The organism is Bradyrhizobium sp. USDA 4341, assembly GCF_054063755.1.
Genome location: NZ_JBSSGO010000002.1, coordinates 7,797,938 through 7,811,197, shown reverse-complemented (window position 1 = coordinate 7,811,197; position 13,260 = coordinate 7,797,938). Strand labels below are relative to the sequence as shown.

The 13,260-nt window shown below is 56.7% G+C and carries 12 protein-coding genes and 1 pseudogene; 6 read left to right on the top strand and 7 right to left on the bottom strand.

Annotation, left to right across the window (positions count from 1 at the left end; all coding sequences use genetic code 11):
• Nucleotides 1-29: 29 nt before the first annotated feature.
• Nucleotides 30-1,139: a nodulation factor fucose acetyltransferase NolL gene (gene nolL, locus ACVIGB_RS42830; protein WP_456749311.1), complete on the bottom strand. Its 1,110-nt coding sequence runs from the start codon at nucleotides 1,137-1,139 to the stop codon at nucleotides 30-32.
• Nucleotides 1,140-1,484: 345 nt separating this feature from the next.
• Nucleotides 1,485-1,607, bottom strand: a pseudogene (locus ACVIGB_RS42825) (nucleotidyl transferase AbiEii/AbiGii toxin family protein); the annotation flags it as partial.
• 466 nt (nucleotides 1,608-2,073) lie between these two features.
• On the opposite strand from ACVIGB_RS42825, the gene ACVIGB_RS42820 reads away from it, so the two are divergent.
• Together ACVIGB_RS42820 and ACVIGB_RS42815 are read left to right on the top strand one after the other, a co-directional pair.
• Entirely contained in the window at nucleotides 2,074-2,259 is a 186-nt protein-coding gene (locus tag ACVIGB_RS42820) for a hypothetical protein (protein ID WP_456724803.1), read from the top strand.
• Between the two features lie 14 nt (nucleotides 2,260-2,273).
• Nucleotides 2,274-2,450 (top strand): hypothetical protein, encoded by a 177-nt coding sequence (locus ACVIGB_RS42815; RefSeq protein WP_456724804.1) that lies wholly within the window; start codon nucleotides 2,274-2,276, stop codon nucleotides 2,448-2,450.
• Between the two features lie 831 nt (nucleotides 2,451-3,281).
• On the opposite strand, the gene ACVIGB_RS42810 is transcribed toward ACVIGB_RS42815, so the two are convergent.
• The 4 genes from ACVIGB_RS42810 to ACVIGB_RS42795 form a co-directional block, all read right to left on the bottom strand.
• On the bottom strand, nucleotides 3,282-3,521 hold the full coding sequence (locus tag ACVIGB_RS42810; protein WP_456724805.1) for a hypothetical protein: 240 nt from the start codon (nucleotides 3,519-3,521) through the stop codon (nucleotides 3,282-3,284).
• 484 nt (nucleotides 3,522-4,005) lie between these two features.
• Complete coding sequence (locus ACVIGB_RS42805) at nucleotides 4,006-4,422, bottom strand: hypothetical protein (RefSeq protein WP_456724806.1); 417 nt, start codon at nucleotides 4,420-4,422, stop codon at nucleotides 4,006-4,008.
• 583 nt (nucleotides 4,423-5,005) lie between these two features.
• Nucleotides 5,006-5,212 (bottom strand): cold-shock protein, encoded by a 207-nt coding sequence (locus ACVIGB_RS42800; protein ID WP_050424578.1) that lies wholly within the window; start codon nucleotides 5,210-5,212, stop codon nucleotides 5,006-5,008.
• 235 nt (nucleotides 5,213-5,447) lie between these two features.
• Nucleotides 5,448-7,076 carry an acyltransferase family protein gene (locus ACVIGB_RS42795; protein WP_456724807.1) on the bottom strand — a complete coding sequence of 543 codons (1,629 nt, stop codon included), beginning with the start codon at nucleotides 7,074-7,076 and terminating at the stop codon, nucleotides 5,448-5,450.
• Between the two features lie 715 nt (nucleotides 7,077-7,791).
• Between ACVIGB_RS42795 and ACVIGB_RS42790 the strand changes: the two genes are divergently transcribed.
• From ACVIGB_RS42790 to ACVIGB_RS42775, 4 genes are all read left to right on the top strand, one after another.
• Nucleotides 7,792-7,926: a hypothetical protein gene (locus tag ACVIGB_RS42790; protein ID WP_456724808.1), complete on the top strand. Its 135-nt coding sequence runs from the start codon at nucleotides 7,792-7,794 to the stop codon at nucleotides 7,924-7,926.
• Nucleotides 7,927-8,025: 99 nt separating this feature from the next.
• Nucleotides 8,026-10,266: a tetratricopeptide repeat protein gene (locus tag ACVIGB_RS42785; protein ID WP_456724809.1), complete on the top strand. Its 2,241-nt coding sequence runs from the start codon at nucleotides 8,026-8,028 to the stop codon at nucleotides 10,264-10,266.
• Nucleotides 10,267-10,623: 357 nt separating this feature from the next.
• Nucleotides 10,624-11,802, top strand: a complete 1,179-nt coding sequence (locus ACVIGB_RS42780) for an MFS transporter (RefSeq protein ID WP_456724810.1) — start codon at nucleotides 10,624-10,626, stop codon at nucleotides 11,800-11,802.
• 16 nt (nucleotides 11,803-11,818) lie between these two features.
• Nucleotides 11,819-12,184 carry a DUF3088 domain-containing protein gene (locus ACVIGB_RS42775; RefSeq protein ID WP_456724811.1) on the top strand — a complete coding sequence of 122 codons (366 nt, stop codon included), beginning with the start codon at nucleotides 11,819-11,821 and terminating at the stop codon, nucleotides 12,182-12,184.
• Between the two features lie 10 nt (nucleotides 12,185-12,194).
• Here the strand turns inward: ACVIGB_RS42775 and ACVIGB_RS42770 are convergent, their stop codons facing one another.
• Entirely contained in the window at nucleotides 12,195-13,169 is a 975-nt protein-coding gene (locus ACVIGB_RS42770; RefSeq protein ID WP_456724812.1) for a LysR family transcriptional regulator, read from the bottom strand.
• Between the last annotated feature and the right edge of the window lie 91 nt (nucleotides 13,170-13,260).

Genomic DNA, 13,260 nt, shown 5'->3' with positions numbered 1-13,260 from the left:
ACGCTTTTGTCACAGCCGAGAGGAGTTGATCAGTTGGTCGCCGAATGGGCTTTGAGTGCTTCCGAGCGCGGCGAGGTTCCGACTACAATCCGAGACAACCATCCGAAGTCGCGCACAATGAAGCGAACGGTCATTGCGATGACAACGATTGACACCCCAAGCATGCTGGCGACGGAGATTCTGGTCGAGATATCCCATAATTCTCCGAACTGAACGAAGTCCATGAGGCGAAAAACGGTGCCCTGGAGCAGATAAAGAAGCAGCGTGCTCTGGCCAAGCTCTACCGCGATAAAACGAGCTATTCGATTTGAGGAACTGAGTTTCCAGAGCTGAGCGATTATTTCAAACGCGATCCAAGAGGCCGCTGCAGAGCCAGCGAACATCAGCAACACTTGCTCAGCCGAGGCAGTGTCGTGAATCAGGGCGAGATTGTTGTAGACGTAAGTCTCTTTGCTCCAAGCAAGAAAGCACGCGCAAGCAATTGCGGCGGGAGCGAACATCAGGAGGATTTTGTTGCGTGGAAGAAGGCGTGTCTGACGTTCGGTCGACTGGGAGAGCAAGAATCCGAGGCAGAAGAATGGGTAAGTGTATCTAAGCAAGGGCGCTATGGAAAAGGTGACGGGCATGACTGCGACAGCAAATGCAGACATGCCTACAATCCACATCGATAGGCGACGGAAGATCGTCAGAAGACCCTTTACGACAAGGAAAGAAGCAAATGTTGCCCATATAAACCAGTAAGAACCGATTAAATCGTTCAAAAAATCTCCGCCAACTATACTGCCCGAGGGCAAAACCACAACTTTAACCGCCTCCAAAATGGCCCACCAAAACAGCGTTGGCAGCAACAATTGGGTTGCGCGCTCTTTGACGCTACGAGCGAATGATTTTCCAAGGAGGGCTCTCGAAGACAGATATCCGCTTATCGCCATGAAGAGAGGCATATGAAACATGTAGATCGACTTGAAAAACGCCGAATCCCAATAGCCATTGCCTCGGTAGATGACGTACTGCAGCAAATGTCCAATGATCACCAAGATGATGAGTATGCCTTTGGCAAAGTCAAAGCTTAGATCTCGCTTGTCTGCTCCGGCCGCGTGTGAGCCGTGGCCAGTCGATGGAGTTGCGCGATAAAGCATAAAACCTCTAGCTTGGTTGTGCCACAGCACCGTTCCGGGACTATCCGTTCCTTAAAGATAGTTGTGCGGCCTCTAGGCAGACGACTTTGCATCAAGGGGTTTACTCAGACCGTGTAGTGGTGTCCACGGCCTTGTAGGCCCGCGGCAAGCCAACGAAGTCCTCATGTGTCGCCCAAAACGTCAAGTCCGGCCGGCGCTGCGTCACGCTGCATCGTTTCAGATGATTGCGCTGGCGAGTAGATGCGGCGCTCGCGTCGAACAGGCGAGGTCAATTGTGTCCTGGTCGTCCAAGTGCGGATTATGCTTTCTTTCGTCTGCAGGTTGTCACCCAATTCGATTGAACTAATACGTCAGATCAATATCGACAGATAATCGCGGCATATCGCGGACAAATAGATTGATCGCTGTGCCGCCCTTGAGGGCGAAGTCATTTTCAGCCGCGACGAACGGCAGCGCTTCGATCAGCAGCGCGACCTGTTGTTGAACCTGTAGCCGCCCTCGAGCGAGGCGACGATCGCCCGTCCATTGGTGGCCGGCTTCATCTCTGGCTACGAACCGAACAGATAGAGACCGTCAACGCCAAAGGCTCGCAATTCCGATTCTACGGACTTTAACCGCAAAATGACTTCAGCCGTTCGCATAGCGTTAGCATACCACGACGATATACAGGTCGGCGACCCAACGCCGTCGGGGCTCGCTGTTTTTTGCGAGAAGCTTGCCCCCGGCTGATTTTCGGGACCACAAGCTGCTCTACCTTTTTCGCTTGCGCGAATACCTTTGAAGTTTTCCACAGCCTCTCCGGTCGCGATGCGGCCAATCAGCATCGCGTTCTGAATCGATTCGGCTGGGCGCTTCTCCGCTTTAGAGCCTCTTGGCATAGTCCTCACAACCTGTAGACTACTTGGCGCATATCTCATTTTTAAGGTGATTTCAAATGAGTGAAGCCGCAGACCCAGCGAAGGATGAGCTGGAAAAAATGAAGCTCCTTCTGTCCTCTGAATACGCCAAGTTGAATGCCGAGATTGCAGGCCGCATCAACAGTCAGCAGCAGCTCTACGTAATGGTGACTCCAATCGTCACACTTGTTAGCGGTGCCTATTCGCAAACTACTTCTCACTAAGCCAAGCACTTACGATGATCGCCATCGCTGCTGCCATTTTGATCTTCCTTTGGTTCGACTATGACAGGGATATAGCCAAAGCCGCCATTGGCGTTAGGAGAATAGAAGATCGTGTCAATAAATTTGCAGGTGAAGAGTTGCTGCATGGGAATCAAAAAAGGGACGCGGCGGACTGGTGGGAAAGCACCTAATCGGAAAAATTTTCAAACTGAGACACTACCGAAAATAGCCTCCAGATTAGTCTCTTGGTCAGCCTGCTTGTAGCTGCGGCGAGCGAGAGCGCCGTTGCAAATGCGTGTGCGACAGCAGGCGCTCACACGCGATGTTGGACGAAAGTAGCCACCTACGCCTTATTGCAATCTAAGGTTTGCCAAGAAAGGATGGCAGCATAGACCGACCTTCGTGATTCCTCCCTTATACCAATTTCGAGATTCGGGCGTTCAAACGCATGTTCATCGATAATATTTCAAAGCTCCACAACGCCGGCATTCTTGCAGAGCGGAGCTCGAAATCGCCCAGCTTAGCTTTCAAACGCTTCAACCTTGTTTAGGGTTCAATGGCTCGGGCAAGAGTACGCCATCGCGCTGCTTTGCGGCCATGCAAGCAGAACCTCCGAGTGCGCCACTACGGACCGAATGCGAATTGGAATTTGTTACAAGCGAGGGTCGAGCATTCGTCCTGGAGCCGAAAATCTTCTTACCGGCCTCTTAATATGTCGTCCTCGCGCTGTGCAGCGTCGAGCGCATGAGTGAGGACCCCGATTGATCAGCATGGAGTTATTGTTTGAAGGTGCTGCGGTGTATGGCGAGTCATTGCAGCCCGCTATGCGCTGAGTACGGGCCGATTATTCTGCGGCGGAAGGCCGGCGTCGGGGACCTACGTTGTGAGGCCGGAGCGTTCAGGTCGATGCGGTGGCATACCAGCACCAATCAGGCCGGGCTCTCCGCTCCTCGACGTGCCGCTGGACCTGTCCCGCTGGCGCCTTGAGATTGGCGGTCAGCTGCGAGGATCAGCATAGCGCGTCACGGAAAATGATCGCGGCCCGGTGACTCGTAAGCGCCATCTCTCAATTTTAGGACGGGCGAATGGGTGACCTCCGTGCCGGCCGAATCAGCGCGATCTCGAGCTGATTTCTCTGGCTGACCAACGCGCCGTTCGTAATTGGCGGCCAGCTGCAACAAGCGCACCTTGATGAAGGGGTCAGCTTGCTCGGCAAGTTCCCGCACGGTCCGCGCCCTCTCTCTACAAAACTCGTCGTCCATGACATCCTCCCAGAAATTGCCTCGCTGATAATGCCAGTTGAGAGTGGGAGTGCATATGACCGAGATTACACTGCAAGATCTTTTCCCGCGGTCCCAGGCAGTTGGCAGCAAGCGCTCGCCTCATTCAGCAACAAGCGGGACGGCTCCCTTGTCCTTTCCGCCAGACGACTTTGCACGAGCAGGTCCTGTTCGGCGGAACGACCACCGTGGACCGCTCAGAAAGCGGCGAGGAGACCGCCCCTCAATGCTCCGCTCCTCTCTTCTGATGCCTCCAGGCCCAGCACTGTGACAGGGGCCAAATCTGTCATGACATTAGAAACGGCTCACGCGCAGGGCTTTCTCCGACCGGAAAAGACAGTCATTCCGGGCCCATCAAGAGGAAATGTAGATTTGATCGATGCTGTGCGAGGACGATGGCATTTTTGCCAAGTTAAGTGCCGCGCGCCTCGCCCCCGGTGAGGGGAACAGTTAAGGCAACCCTGCTTCATGCTGTCCGCCGACTGGATCGACCTTTCCTGCGGTGTCGCCGCGAGCTCTGATGGCGACTGCGGGGAGGAATAAGTGAATTTGTTGCATCCGTGACCGCTTGCGCAGCGACTTCGCTGGATGAGGGATCGATGGTCGATCGAAGCAGCTCTCTTTGATCGGCGACGGCCCTTTCGAGCGTAGACAGGAATTGCCGCCCCTCTTGTGTAATTTCCCAGCCGAGAGCATCGCGAAAGACAAACTTCGCCGAAAAGATATTCAGATCCGGCGCGTGTTCGGCCAACCGCTTCATGCGATCGGTCCAGTCGCGGCCGCTGTTCATCAGGATCTCCACGGCGCGTCGGACTTCGGCAACAGAGGCCCGCCCGGTGGGCTGACCGGCCAGCACTTTCAGGACGGTCAGCTGGAAGGACACTTGCCGTGTCTCCGATGGGCTGTGTGGTGCAGTTCCCCCGCAATGGATCAATTGTTAGGGCGCATCGTCAACAACGTGGCGCCGTTAACCTCAACTATATTGGCTAACCCGCCGCGCCGGCGTCCTAAAATCGCTCGCCGGCTCATGCGCGAGCCGTCCTCGCGCGGGCACGGATGTCAGCGCCGCAGGCTCGTATTGTCCACAACGGACGAATTCCCCTCGGTAAGCTCCTTCAGAAGCGACAGCACAAACTTTGAGCCGTGAGCGGCGGCCGGTGCAGTAAGTTGCTGTGAGACGTGCGCGGCGTACACCCCCTGGCCCGCTGGGCGGGAGCGTACGGTTTGGACACTTCATGGCACCGAGGTCATCGTGTCAGGTCCACACTGCACCAAGGCAGGCAAAATCCGGAGCTTGCTGCGGCATCGGCGAGCAATGCCTCGACTGAAGAGCGCCCCGGGGCTTGCGGCAAAGCCTCAGTTGGAAGCGACGGTCGTAAAGGACCGCCCGGCGCACCAGACAGAAGGCAACGCCGGACAGGTGCAAGATCACAGGTTGCAGAAGGCAGCCCGGAGGCGCACGTCAATCAGCCTACCCGAAGATCCTCAGCTGACGTCTTGCCCGAGCGCCCGGCCTTGAGCTCGTAACTGACCCGAGCCCCCTCTTCGAGGGTGGTGTAACCGGCCTTTTCCACGGCACTGATGTGCACGAAGACATCGGCACTTCCGTCCTCCGGCCGAATAAAGCCATAACCTTTGCTGGAATTGAACCACTTCACAATACCCATTGCCACGGCGGCATCTCCATCAGTGAACCTTCGTGATCTAGCGAAGAGTCTCGCAGCCATCAAGGTGGGCGGCAAAAAGACGCTCGTCCGCTGCGGAAGTCACGCCCTCAGCTTTTTCGCCCGATGACCAAAGTGCTGACACGCATACACACCTCTTTTGTGCGGCGCCGACAGCAAGACACTGACGTCGGAGAACCTCGCTTCAGGGGAGCGGGATCCGGATGGGCCTTCAGCCTGCGGCTCAATCATCGCGCGCCACCTTGTCACAGGAAAGTTGCAGAGCCGAGGACGTAGCATGCGCATCCGGAGCCGAGCTGGAGCGAATGTTGCGATCTCCCTTGCAGAACCAGGCGACGGCAAACTCCTTTGCGCAACCCGGCGCAGGATCGGCAATCCGTGCCGCCTCTGTACGAAACGTACACTCGTTCTTGCCGTTACACGCTTCTGCAAGCGCATCCGTGGCGTTGCCGCGCGCTGACATCCAGCGGCAATTGCCTCCATACGTGCCGGAAACAATAGAAATACCCGATTGCGTGATGGCATTCCCGGTCGCGTCCCGCAGTGCATACGCGGCCGCCGCACCAACAAGTGCGGCAAAGCCGACGGTTCCCAATCGCATCAGGAGCCTGCACTGTTCCGCCGAGGCCACCTGATAGGCACCACGAATTCGCCCGCGGGCCGGTACCTCAAAGCCGAAATGCAACACGATCGCGGCGCACGTCGCCAGGGCGAAAGCAAGAGCGAGCGCACCGAGATGGCCAAGCAGTTGGCTCGCCGTTTCCCAACGCACCACCGGAAAACGCCGGAAGATGATAATGTGTATAAGATAGAGGGCAAAGCTGGCCTCGCCCAGAAAGACAAGCCACCTTGCTGACAACAGAAGTCCTGCAGTGCTGCTGGGCTGAGCCGCCGCGACAAGGATGAGGGCAACCGGCGCCGCCAGGGCGATATTGTTGCGTGCAATATCGAACAGGCTCATGGAAGCGCCAAATGGCGGCTTGTGGGCGGTAAACCAGAACACCCAGCCGATCGCGCCGACGCCAACAACCGTCGCGATGTCGAGCAGAGCGCGAGACGGTCTGAAATCCTGCGCCGACCACACTTCATGGATCCTTGCCAAGCAACAGCCGAGAACGAACTCCCACACCCTGCAAAACGGCGAAAAGTAGACGATCCAGAGGATCAGCGTGTTCTTCCAGTTCGGCAGAGCCGCTTCCGTTCCATAGGCATGAAGCGCAAACAGGTTGATGCGGCCCTGCAGCATGAGCACGGCAAGGTCGATGCCAAGCTCGATTGTGAGGGCTCCAATGGCGCACAAAACTACGGCGGGCACAGTTCTGATCCGCGCAAGTAGAGGGCAAACGAGCGGAAAAAACAGATAGAAGAACCATTCGGTGCTCACCGACCAGGAGACGATGCCGACCTCCTCGTACTGCCAGACGGGCGCTACACCGGCGATATTTGCGAAAAACCAGGTTTGAACCATCCCGAGTTGAAACGGGACAAGGTGCGTTGAGAATCCTTCGGCCGGCGCCTTGGTTCCGAGAAGCCACGGCCAGACCATCGGTCCGGTCAGCAATTCGACGAGAAAGAGAAGAACGAATAGAGGATAGATTCGCGCGATGCGCGCCACGAGAAAGTCCGGGATCGCTTTCCGCGGGCTGCTCACAATCGAGCTGCCATAGTTATATTGAATGACAAAACCACTCAGCGTGAAGAAGATCGGCATCCCGAGCAGGCCGAGTGTCCCGACGCTGATATCGAGCCCGAGGCTGGGTCCCTGCAAGAACAGGCTGCCGCCGTGAGATAGTGCGACCGCTGCTGCCGCGACAAACCGGATACCGGTCAGCGCGGGTATCTGCTTAACCATCGATGTCGCTCGTCATTTGCGAGGTGGGTACAAATCCTGGCGATCGATGGCCAAAGGCACGCTGCTGGACACGTGCTAAAGGCAGGGCGAACTGATTGCATCGCGCGAGCATGCCATGCGATCGGTCACACTTCTTCGGAAGGTCAAATCGGTTATCAGAGCGCTCGTGAAGCTTAGTGGGAATCCGGCTAGCGCTGAAACTCTGCCTTCTGGTAGGGCTGCTCGGGTTCGAGCCCCATATTCAAACCTGCTCCGGTCCAATCTACGGTCCAATCCCTGCTATAGTTGAACCGCGCCATTGTCTCACCGAACGCTTTCCTGAGCGGGTCGTTGCAAGCGAACTTGTTCCCTCTGTGAAGGGAGGTTGGGATACGAAATCGCTGTCATTCGTGGCGGGCAACCTTGCAACGGATCCATGCACCAGTTCAAATCCTTTGCCAGAAAACGCGAAGACGACCATTAGCCAGTCACAAGGAGTTTCATGTGTAGCGGTGAGCCGCCCAAAGTGCATCTCGTGACACGCCTTGCGACGAAGTTCATCCCGCCGACCGGCCCAAGGCTGCTCAGCGTGAGATCGCGATACTTGAACACATCGCGAAGGAAGCGCCCAACCATTGCGCCGGCCCCGGGCACCCGATGCGAGCCGCGCGTTCAATCTTTTTGACAGCGACGGTCAAGGAATCTCGCTGCGGATTGCTGCGGAAATTTACTATTCTTGTCCTGCATGACCGGCCGCGATTTCGCTTGGGTCTGGCGTGCCAGAGAAGGAAAGGAACATGTGATGAAAAAGAAGATCGCTGAAATCAAGACCACGATCCGCACCACCACGCCGTACACGGGTACGCTCTAGGTTGGTTCGCGGACGAATGCATCTACCTGATGAGAGCATAGCGGCATCGGAGGGTGGTCGTTTCGACCACCCTCTTTTGTGACAGTTCGGGAGAATAAAATGGTTGATCTGATTCAGCAGCGCGTGCTTTCAGCTATAGCAGCATCCGTCGAACTCAGCCCGATCACGATCTTGAAGGCAGAAGCGGGCATGGCACCGGTGCCGACGATCAAATCGGCACTCGCGAGCTCTCATTCCGACATCTTGATCAGCGATGGCGACTGGCGGACCGGCGGCTATCTTGCCGGGCTGCAAACCCTCATCGACGGCGAACTGGGATGGGCCCAGGAAAATAGGCCAGAACTGGTTGAGGCGGCACAACAATCCCTGAAGCGGCTATTCCCTCTCCTGGTCAGCGACGCCTTCACCGTGCCGAAGGATCTCACCAATACCTCGAGCAAGGAGGAGCGTACCCGCTTCTATCATCATGAATATCAAAACAAGCTCCTGGTCGGATTAGCCGAATTCCTGATCAACTGTGCCAAACAGCGCAACGAGCGTCACATCATCGTCATCGACCGGGCGGCTGCGCTGTCCGGCTCGGCCAAGAACCTGATCAAGCTTCTCGTTAGGTTGGATGACGATGCGCCGCTGTTTCGGTTCGTTCTGATCGACTATGAACAACGCCTCTATTTCCCGGACGCCAGCGAGATTTATTTCGGCAGATATAGCTCGCAGGAGCTGGGGCCAATCTTTGATCCGGATCTCGCCGCGGAGAAGCACCGGCAGATCTATGAGGCAAGTGGCGGCAATCCGTTGATTGCAGAGGCTTTAAGCAAATGCGCAGCCGCCGGATTACCGATCATCGGCTATCTCGACCCGGTCGCAATCGTGGACCTCCATCTGGCCAGCCTCGATACCGGGGAACGCCACATTCTTCTCAAATCGCACATCGAATCCAACTGCACAACGCCTGATCTGATCGCGCAACGAAACTATGCAACCTTCGAGCCGGCGACTGCAGATCACCTGCACGAACAGCTGCACCACGCCTGCCAGGAGCGTTATCAGGCGGGCAAGGCGCCTCTCGTCATGCTTCACGCGCTATCGATACGGGACAAGTACAAGCGCCTGGAGCTGCTTGCAGAACCAAGTCAGATCCTCCAGAGCATTGGCCTGTATGATCTTTGGTTTGGCTACTTCGGGGAACTTTTCGCCGACCCTGCGCTTCGCACCTACGGCTCCGGCGATGCTAGCGTGAATGCCGCCTTCATCAACGCGGCCTTTGTGCTGTACTCACTCGGCTGCGGACGGGTGTCGGTTCCCTATTTGGACGAATTCTACAAAACCTTTCCCAAGAGCCGATACACGCCAACGGTTCTCTATGCCCAATCAATGACGTATGGACGCTATCAGCAGCCGGTCAACCTCACGCTGGCCGAAGAGTACGCGTTACGGAACCTGGAGACCATCGAGCGGGATTTCAGGGGGCACGACAAGTACGATTACATCAAGGTGTTTGCAGAGAACGCCTATGCTTACATCAAGGCCAAACAGCAGAAGTACGACGAAGCTCTCGCCCTTTGCGCCGAAGGCCTTGGCAAGATGCTTAAGGCGTATGGCGACGAGCGCTTCAAGCTTCACCAATCGATTCTGATCTACAACACCAGTCAGGTCTATGAACTCATCGACGAACTTTCTCGGGCTGAGAAGCAATTGCGTGAGGCCATTGCGTATGATCCCTACTATGGAGAGTATCACAACGACCTGGGGAACCTGCTTTCGAAAGTGGCTGGAAGGGAAGCTGAGGCTCTGGAGGCCTATGCGCGTGCCATTGAACTTTGCCCACCCTATTATGAGGCTCATCTGAACAGGGCCGCACTCCGCAACAGAATGGGAGACACCACAGGGGCGCTCGCCGACCTCGACAGGACACTTGTCATCAAGCCAAACGAATGGCGGGCTCACTTCGAGAAGGGCAACATCCTGATGCAGCAGGACAGACCTAAAACTGCTCTGGAGTCCTATCTGGCGGCGGCCGAGATCAATTCCAAAAACCCCGACCTACAGAGCAATATCGGCCTTGCCTATTCCGAGCTTGGCGAGGCGCACGAGAGCATCGCGCACTATGTTCGAGCCCTTGAACTCAACCCTCGGCATGCGCTCACCCATAACAATCTCGCCATCGAGTACTTCAACGAGGGCCGGAAAGATATGTCACTGAACCACGCGACGGTCGCTGTCGAGATCGGGGGAGATCCAGACTACCTCCTCACCCGTGAGCACATCGAGAAAAGCCTGCAAGCTGACCTGGCTTCGCGGCGGGACCGAGCTTCTGCATCTTCCGCGAAGGCGACGTGAGCTTGCCGCTCATGGCACCCCTGCTATCGAGCCCAAGCTGTGTGAGACAGGATCGATAAGGACATGGTAGCTGCACCTCAAAGCTCCAGCGGAGTCTAGCGGCTGCTGTTGCGGCAAGCGCTGCAACTCAGGTTGACCGGCAGAGCGAGCGCCTTGGCCGGCATAGTCGCGAATGGCCGAACGCCGACAGGGAGGTAGATAGGTAAATACGATGCCTTTTGCCAAGCCGTCCTATTGCGAGAGCGTTCGTCGGGGCCCCGCGGGCTTATCGCACCGATGTCGCGTCACAAAACCAGTGCCGTCCACCTGTTCTTCCGCGTCAAGCGATCCGATGATCCAAAATGAGCTAAGTCAACAATGAGCGGGGCGAGCACACGGCAGTTCATCTATCTCTCGCATTTGATCATTCAGATCGGCGGCTGGGCGTTTCGTATCGGCATCCTGATCGGCCTTCTGCAATCCGGCGTGAGCGCCGCGGGTCTCGGCATTGCGGTCACTTTTGCGCCGATCATGCTTGGGAGCCTCTTCCTGTCGCCGTTGGTCGACAGGGGCGATCCGATCTCAGCCATGATGATCGTCAATGCTGTTCGCATATGCGCGCTGCTCGCCATCTTCGGCGCCGACCAACCCGATTCATTTCTGAGCTATGCCGCAATGGCCGTCCTGAGCCTGGTCCAGCCCGTCTATTTGTCTGCAGAAGTTTCTTTCTTCCGCCGTATTACATCGGAAGACGGCATGATCTCGGTGCTACGCAATATCGCCAATATCGACTGGCTCACCTATCTGCTCGGAATGCTTGCAGGTGCCATGTTGTCCGACCAATTGCACTTGCCTGGCGTTTTGGCGTTCAACACATCGGCGATCATGCTGTCCTTGATCGTGCTCCTTGGCATCAAGCAGCAGTTCAGAAGGACGCCAGCAGTGCTTGAGGCGCGGCCTTCCGGAACCATCCTGGACTTGGCACCCCTCTATCCCGCATTCTTGGCTGTCTTTCTGCTCAACCTCGGCGCCGGCATCATCAATGTCTATCCTGCGACACGTGCCACAGCTGACGGGGTTCTCGACAAAAGCGTTCTACTGACGATCGTCATGACCAACGGCGTTTTTGCCTTGCTGGGCGCGCTGGCCGTCAAGCCGATTTACGAGCTGATGGGCGCTTTGCCAACCATCGCCGGGGCCGCTGTGCTGCTTGCGGCATCCCTTGCGCTGATGTCACTCGACGCAGGCCTGCCCGTGGTGATCGCGTCCAGCAGCGCAATGCTTGGTTTCGGCCAGATATTTGCGGCTGCCGCTCACGCGCACATGGTGTCTTCAGTGGCTCCGGACCGCGCCGGTCGCCTCTCCGGGTTATTTCAATGTTGCACCTATAGCGGCGTTGCGGGAAATGGCATTGCTTTGTCGCTGCTAGGTGATTGGCTTGCTCTCGGCACGATCGTTCTGCTATGCGCGGCGAGCGCATTGGTTGCCTTCGCCGTTGCGACCTTCGCGGTGGTCCGATCAAGGGATTCTCAAACTTCATGTCCTGCCGATCGCTAGATCAGGGATTCACACCATGCCATGGGATCAGCTGTTCCTGTTAGAACGCGCTTTTGCGGATCCGGCCTTGCCGGGACGACAGTTCTATTGTTGGCAATGCATGCTATTGGACGGGTTGCTGTCCGCGTTTCCAAGCCGCGCTGCGAGGCTCGACGTTCGTCGGATTTCCTGGGCGAGACCACGAGCCGCGCTCATCGAGAGGCTTGGACAGGATCATCAGTCCGCGCCGGTTCTGATTTTGGAGAAGGAAGGCCCTTTACCGGAGAATGCGAAGTATGCGAACGGGCTCGCCTATGTCGACGAACCGTTTGCAATCCTTGATCTTCTGGCTGCGCGCCATGGATTTCCGGCGCCTTACCCTCGAACAGTCCACATCTTGTAGGCCATGATGGTCATGAACGACTTGACGCCAGCAGGGACCGATCGGGAAGCCTCAATCGAGCGGCTTGCCTGATCTGCCAAGTTGGAGCCCCGAAAGGCGATGGCTGATGATCCTGGCTCAGTATGTCTGACAGCGCCCATCGCTCAAACTGTTTGACAGCCGCGTTATTTCGCGCGTGCCCATTGACAAACATGTAGATTGAGCGATTGACCGGCACAAAGCCAAATGGAGCTACAAGTTCTCCTTTCTCAAGGTTGCTTCTGACCAGAATTTGCGAGGATATTGCGGCTCCCAGCCCACCTTTGGCCGCCTCCATAGCCAAGGAAAATGTATCGAAAACGACCTTGCGCGATCCTTGCAAGCAAATTGCAGCTGCGTTGGCCCACTCGCTCCAGGCGTCCAGCCTGTCTGCCTCGTGCAACTGAGAGATAGACAGAATATCTTCCGGGCTTTTGATCGACTCGAGCGTAGCAGGCGCACAGACAGGGCCAATCATCTCGTTCGCTACGTGGATCTCACAGACGGGGAGCGGTCGCTTCAACAGGCCGGAAACGAACAACACATCCAGCGCGCCGACGGCCAGCGCGTCCAGATCGGCATCGGTCTCGAAACTAAGATCAACGTCCTGACAGAGTTGGCGGAACGCACCAATACGGGGCAACAGGCCGTGCGACAAGAATGTGGTTGAGCTCCCCACCACCACGGAACGTCCTGCATCGCGCCTTCGTAGCTCGTAGCATCCCTTCTCGAGCATGGTGAACGCGCTCGCGCAGCTGCGCTTGAGCTGTTCGCCGTCGGATGTCAACCGCACGCCCGAACTATGGCGCACAAACAGTCTCCTGCCGAACCAATCCTCAAGCAGGCGCATTTGGTAGCTTACCGCGCCTGTCGTCATATTTAACCGCTCGGCCGCCCTTGAGAAGCTTGGAAACTCGCTGACTGCCTCAAAAAGATGGAGGCTTTTCAGGATCGGTAGCTTGCGCATCTTTCTTTCCTGCCTCTCACTGGGACAGCTGTTGTGGAGCCCTGTTGCGGGCCGATTTTCTCAGGCATCGACGACCGCCGTCGTTCACCGC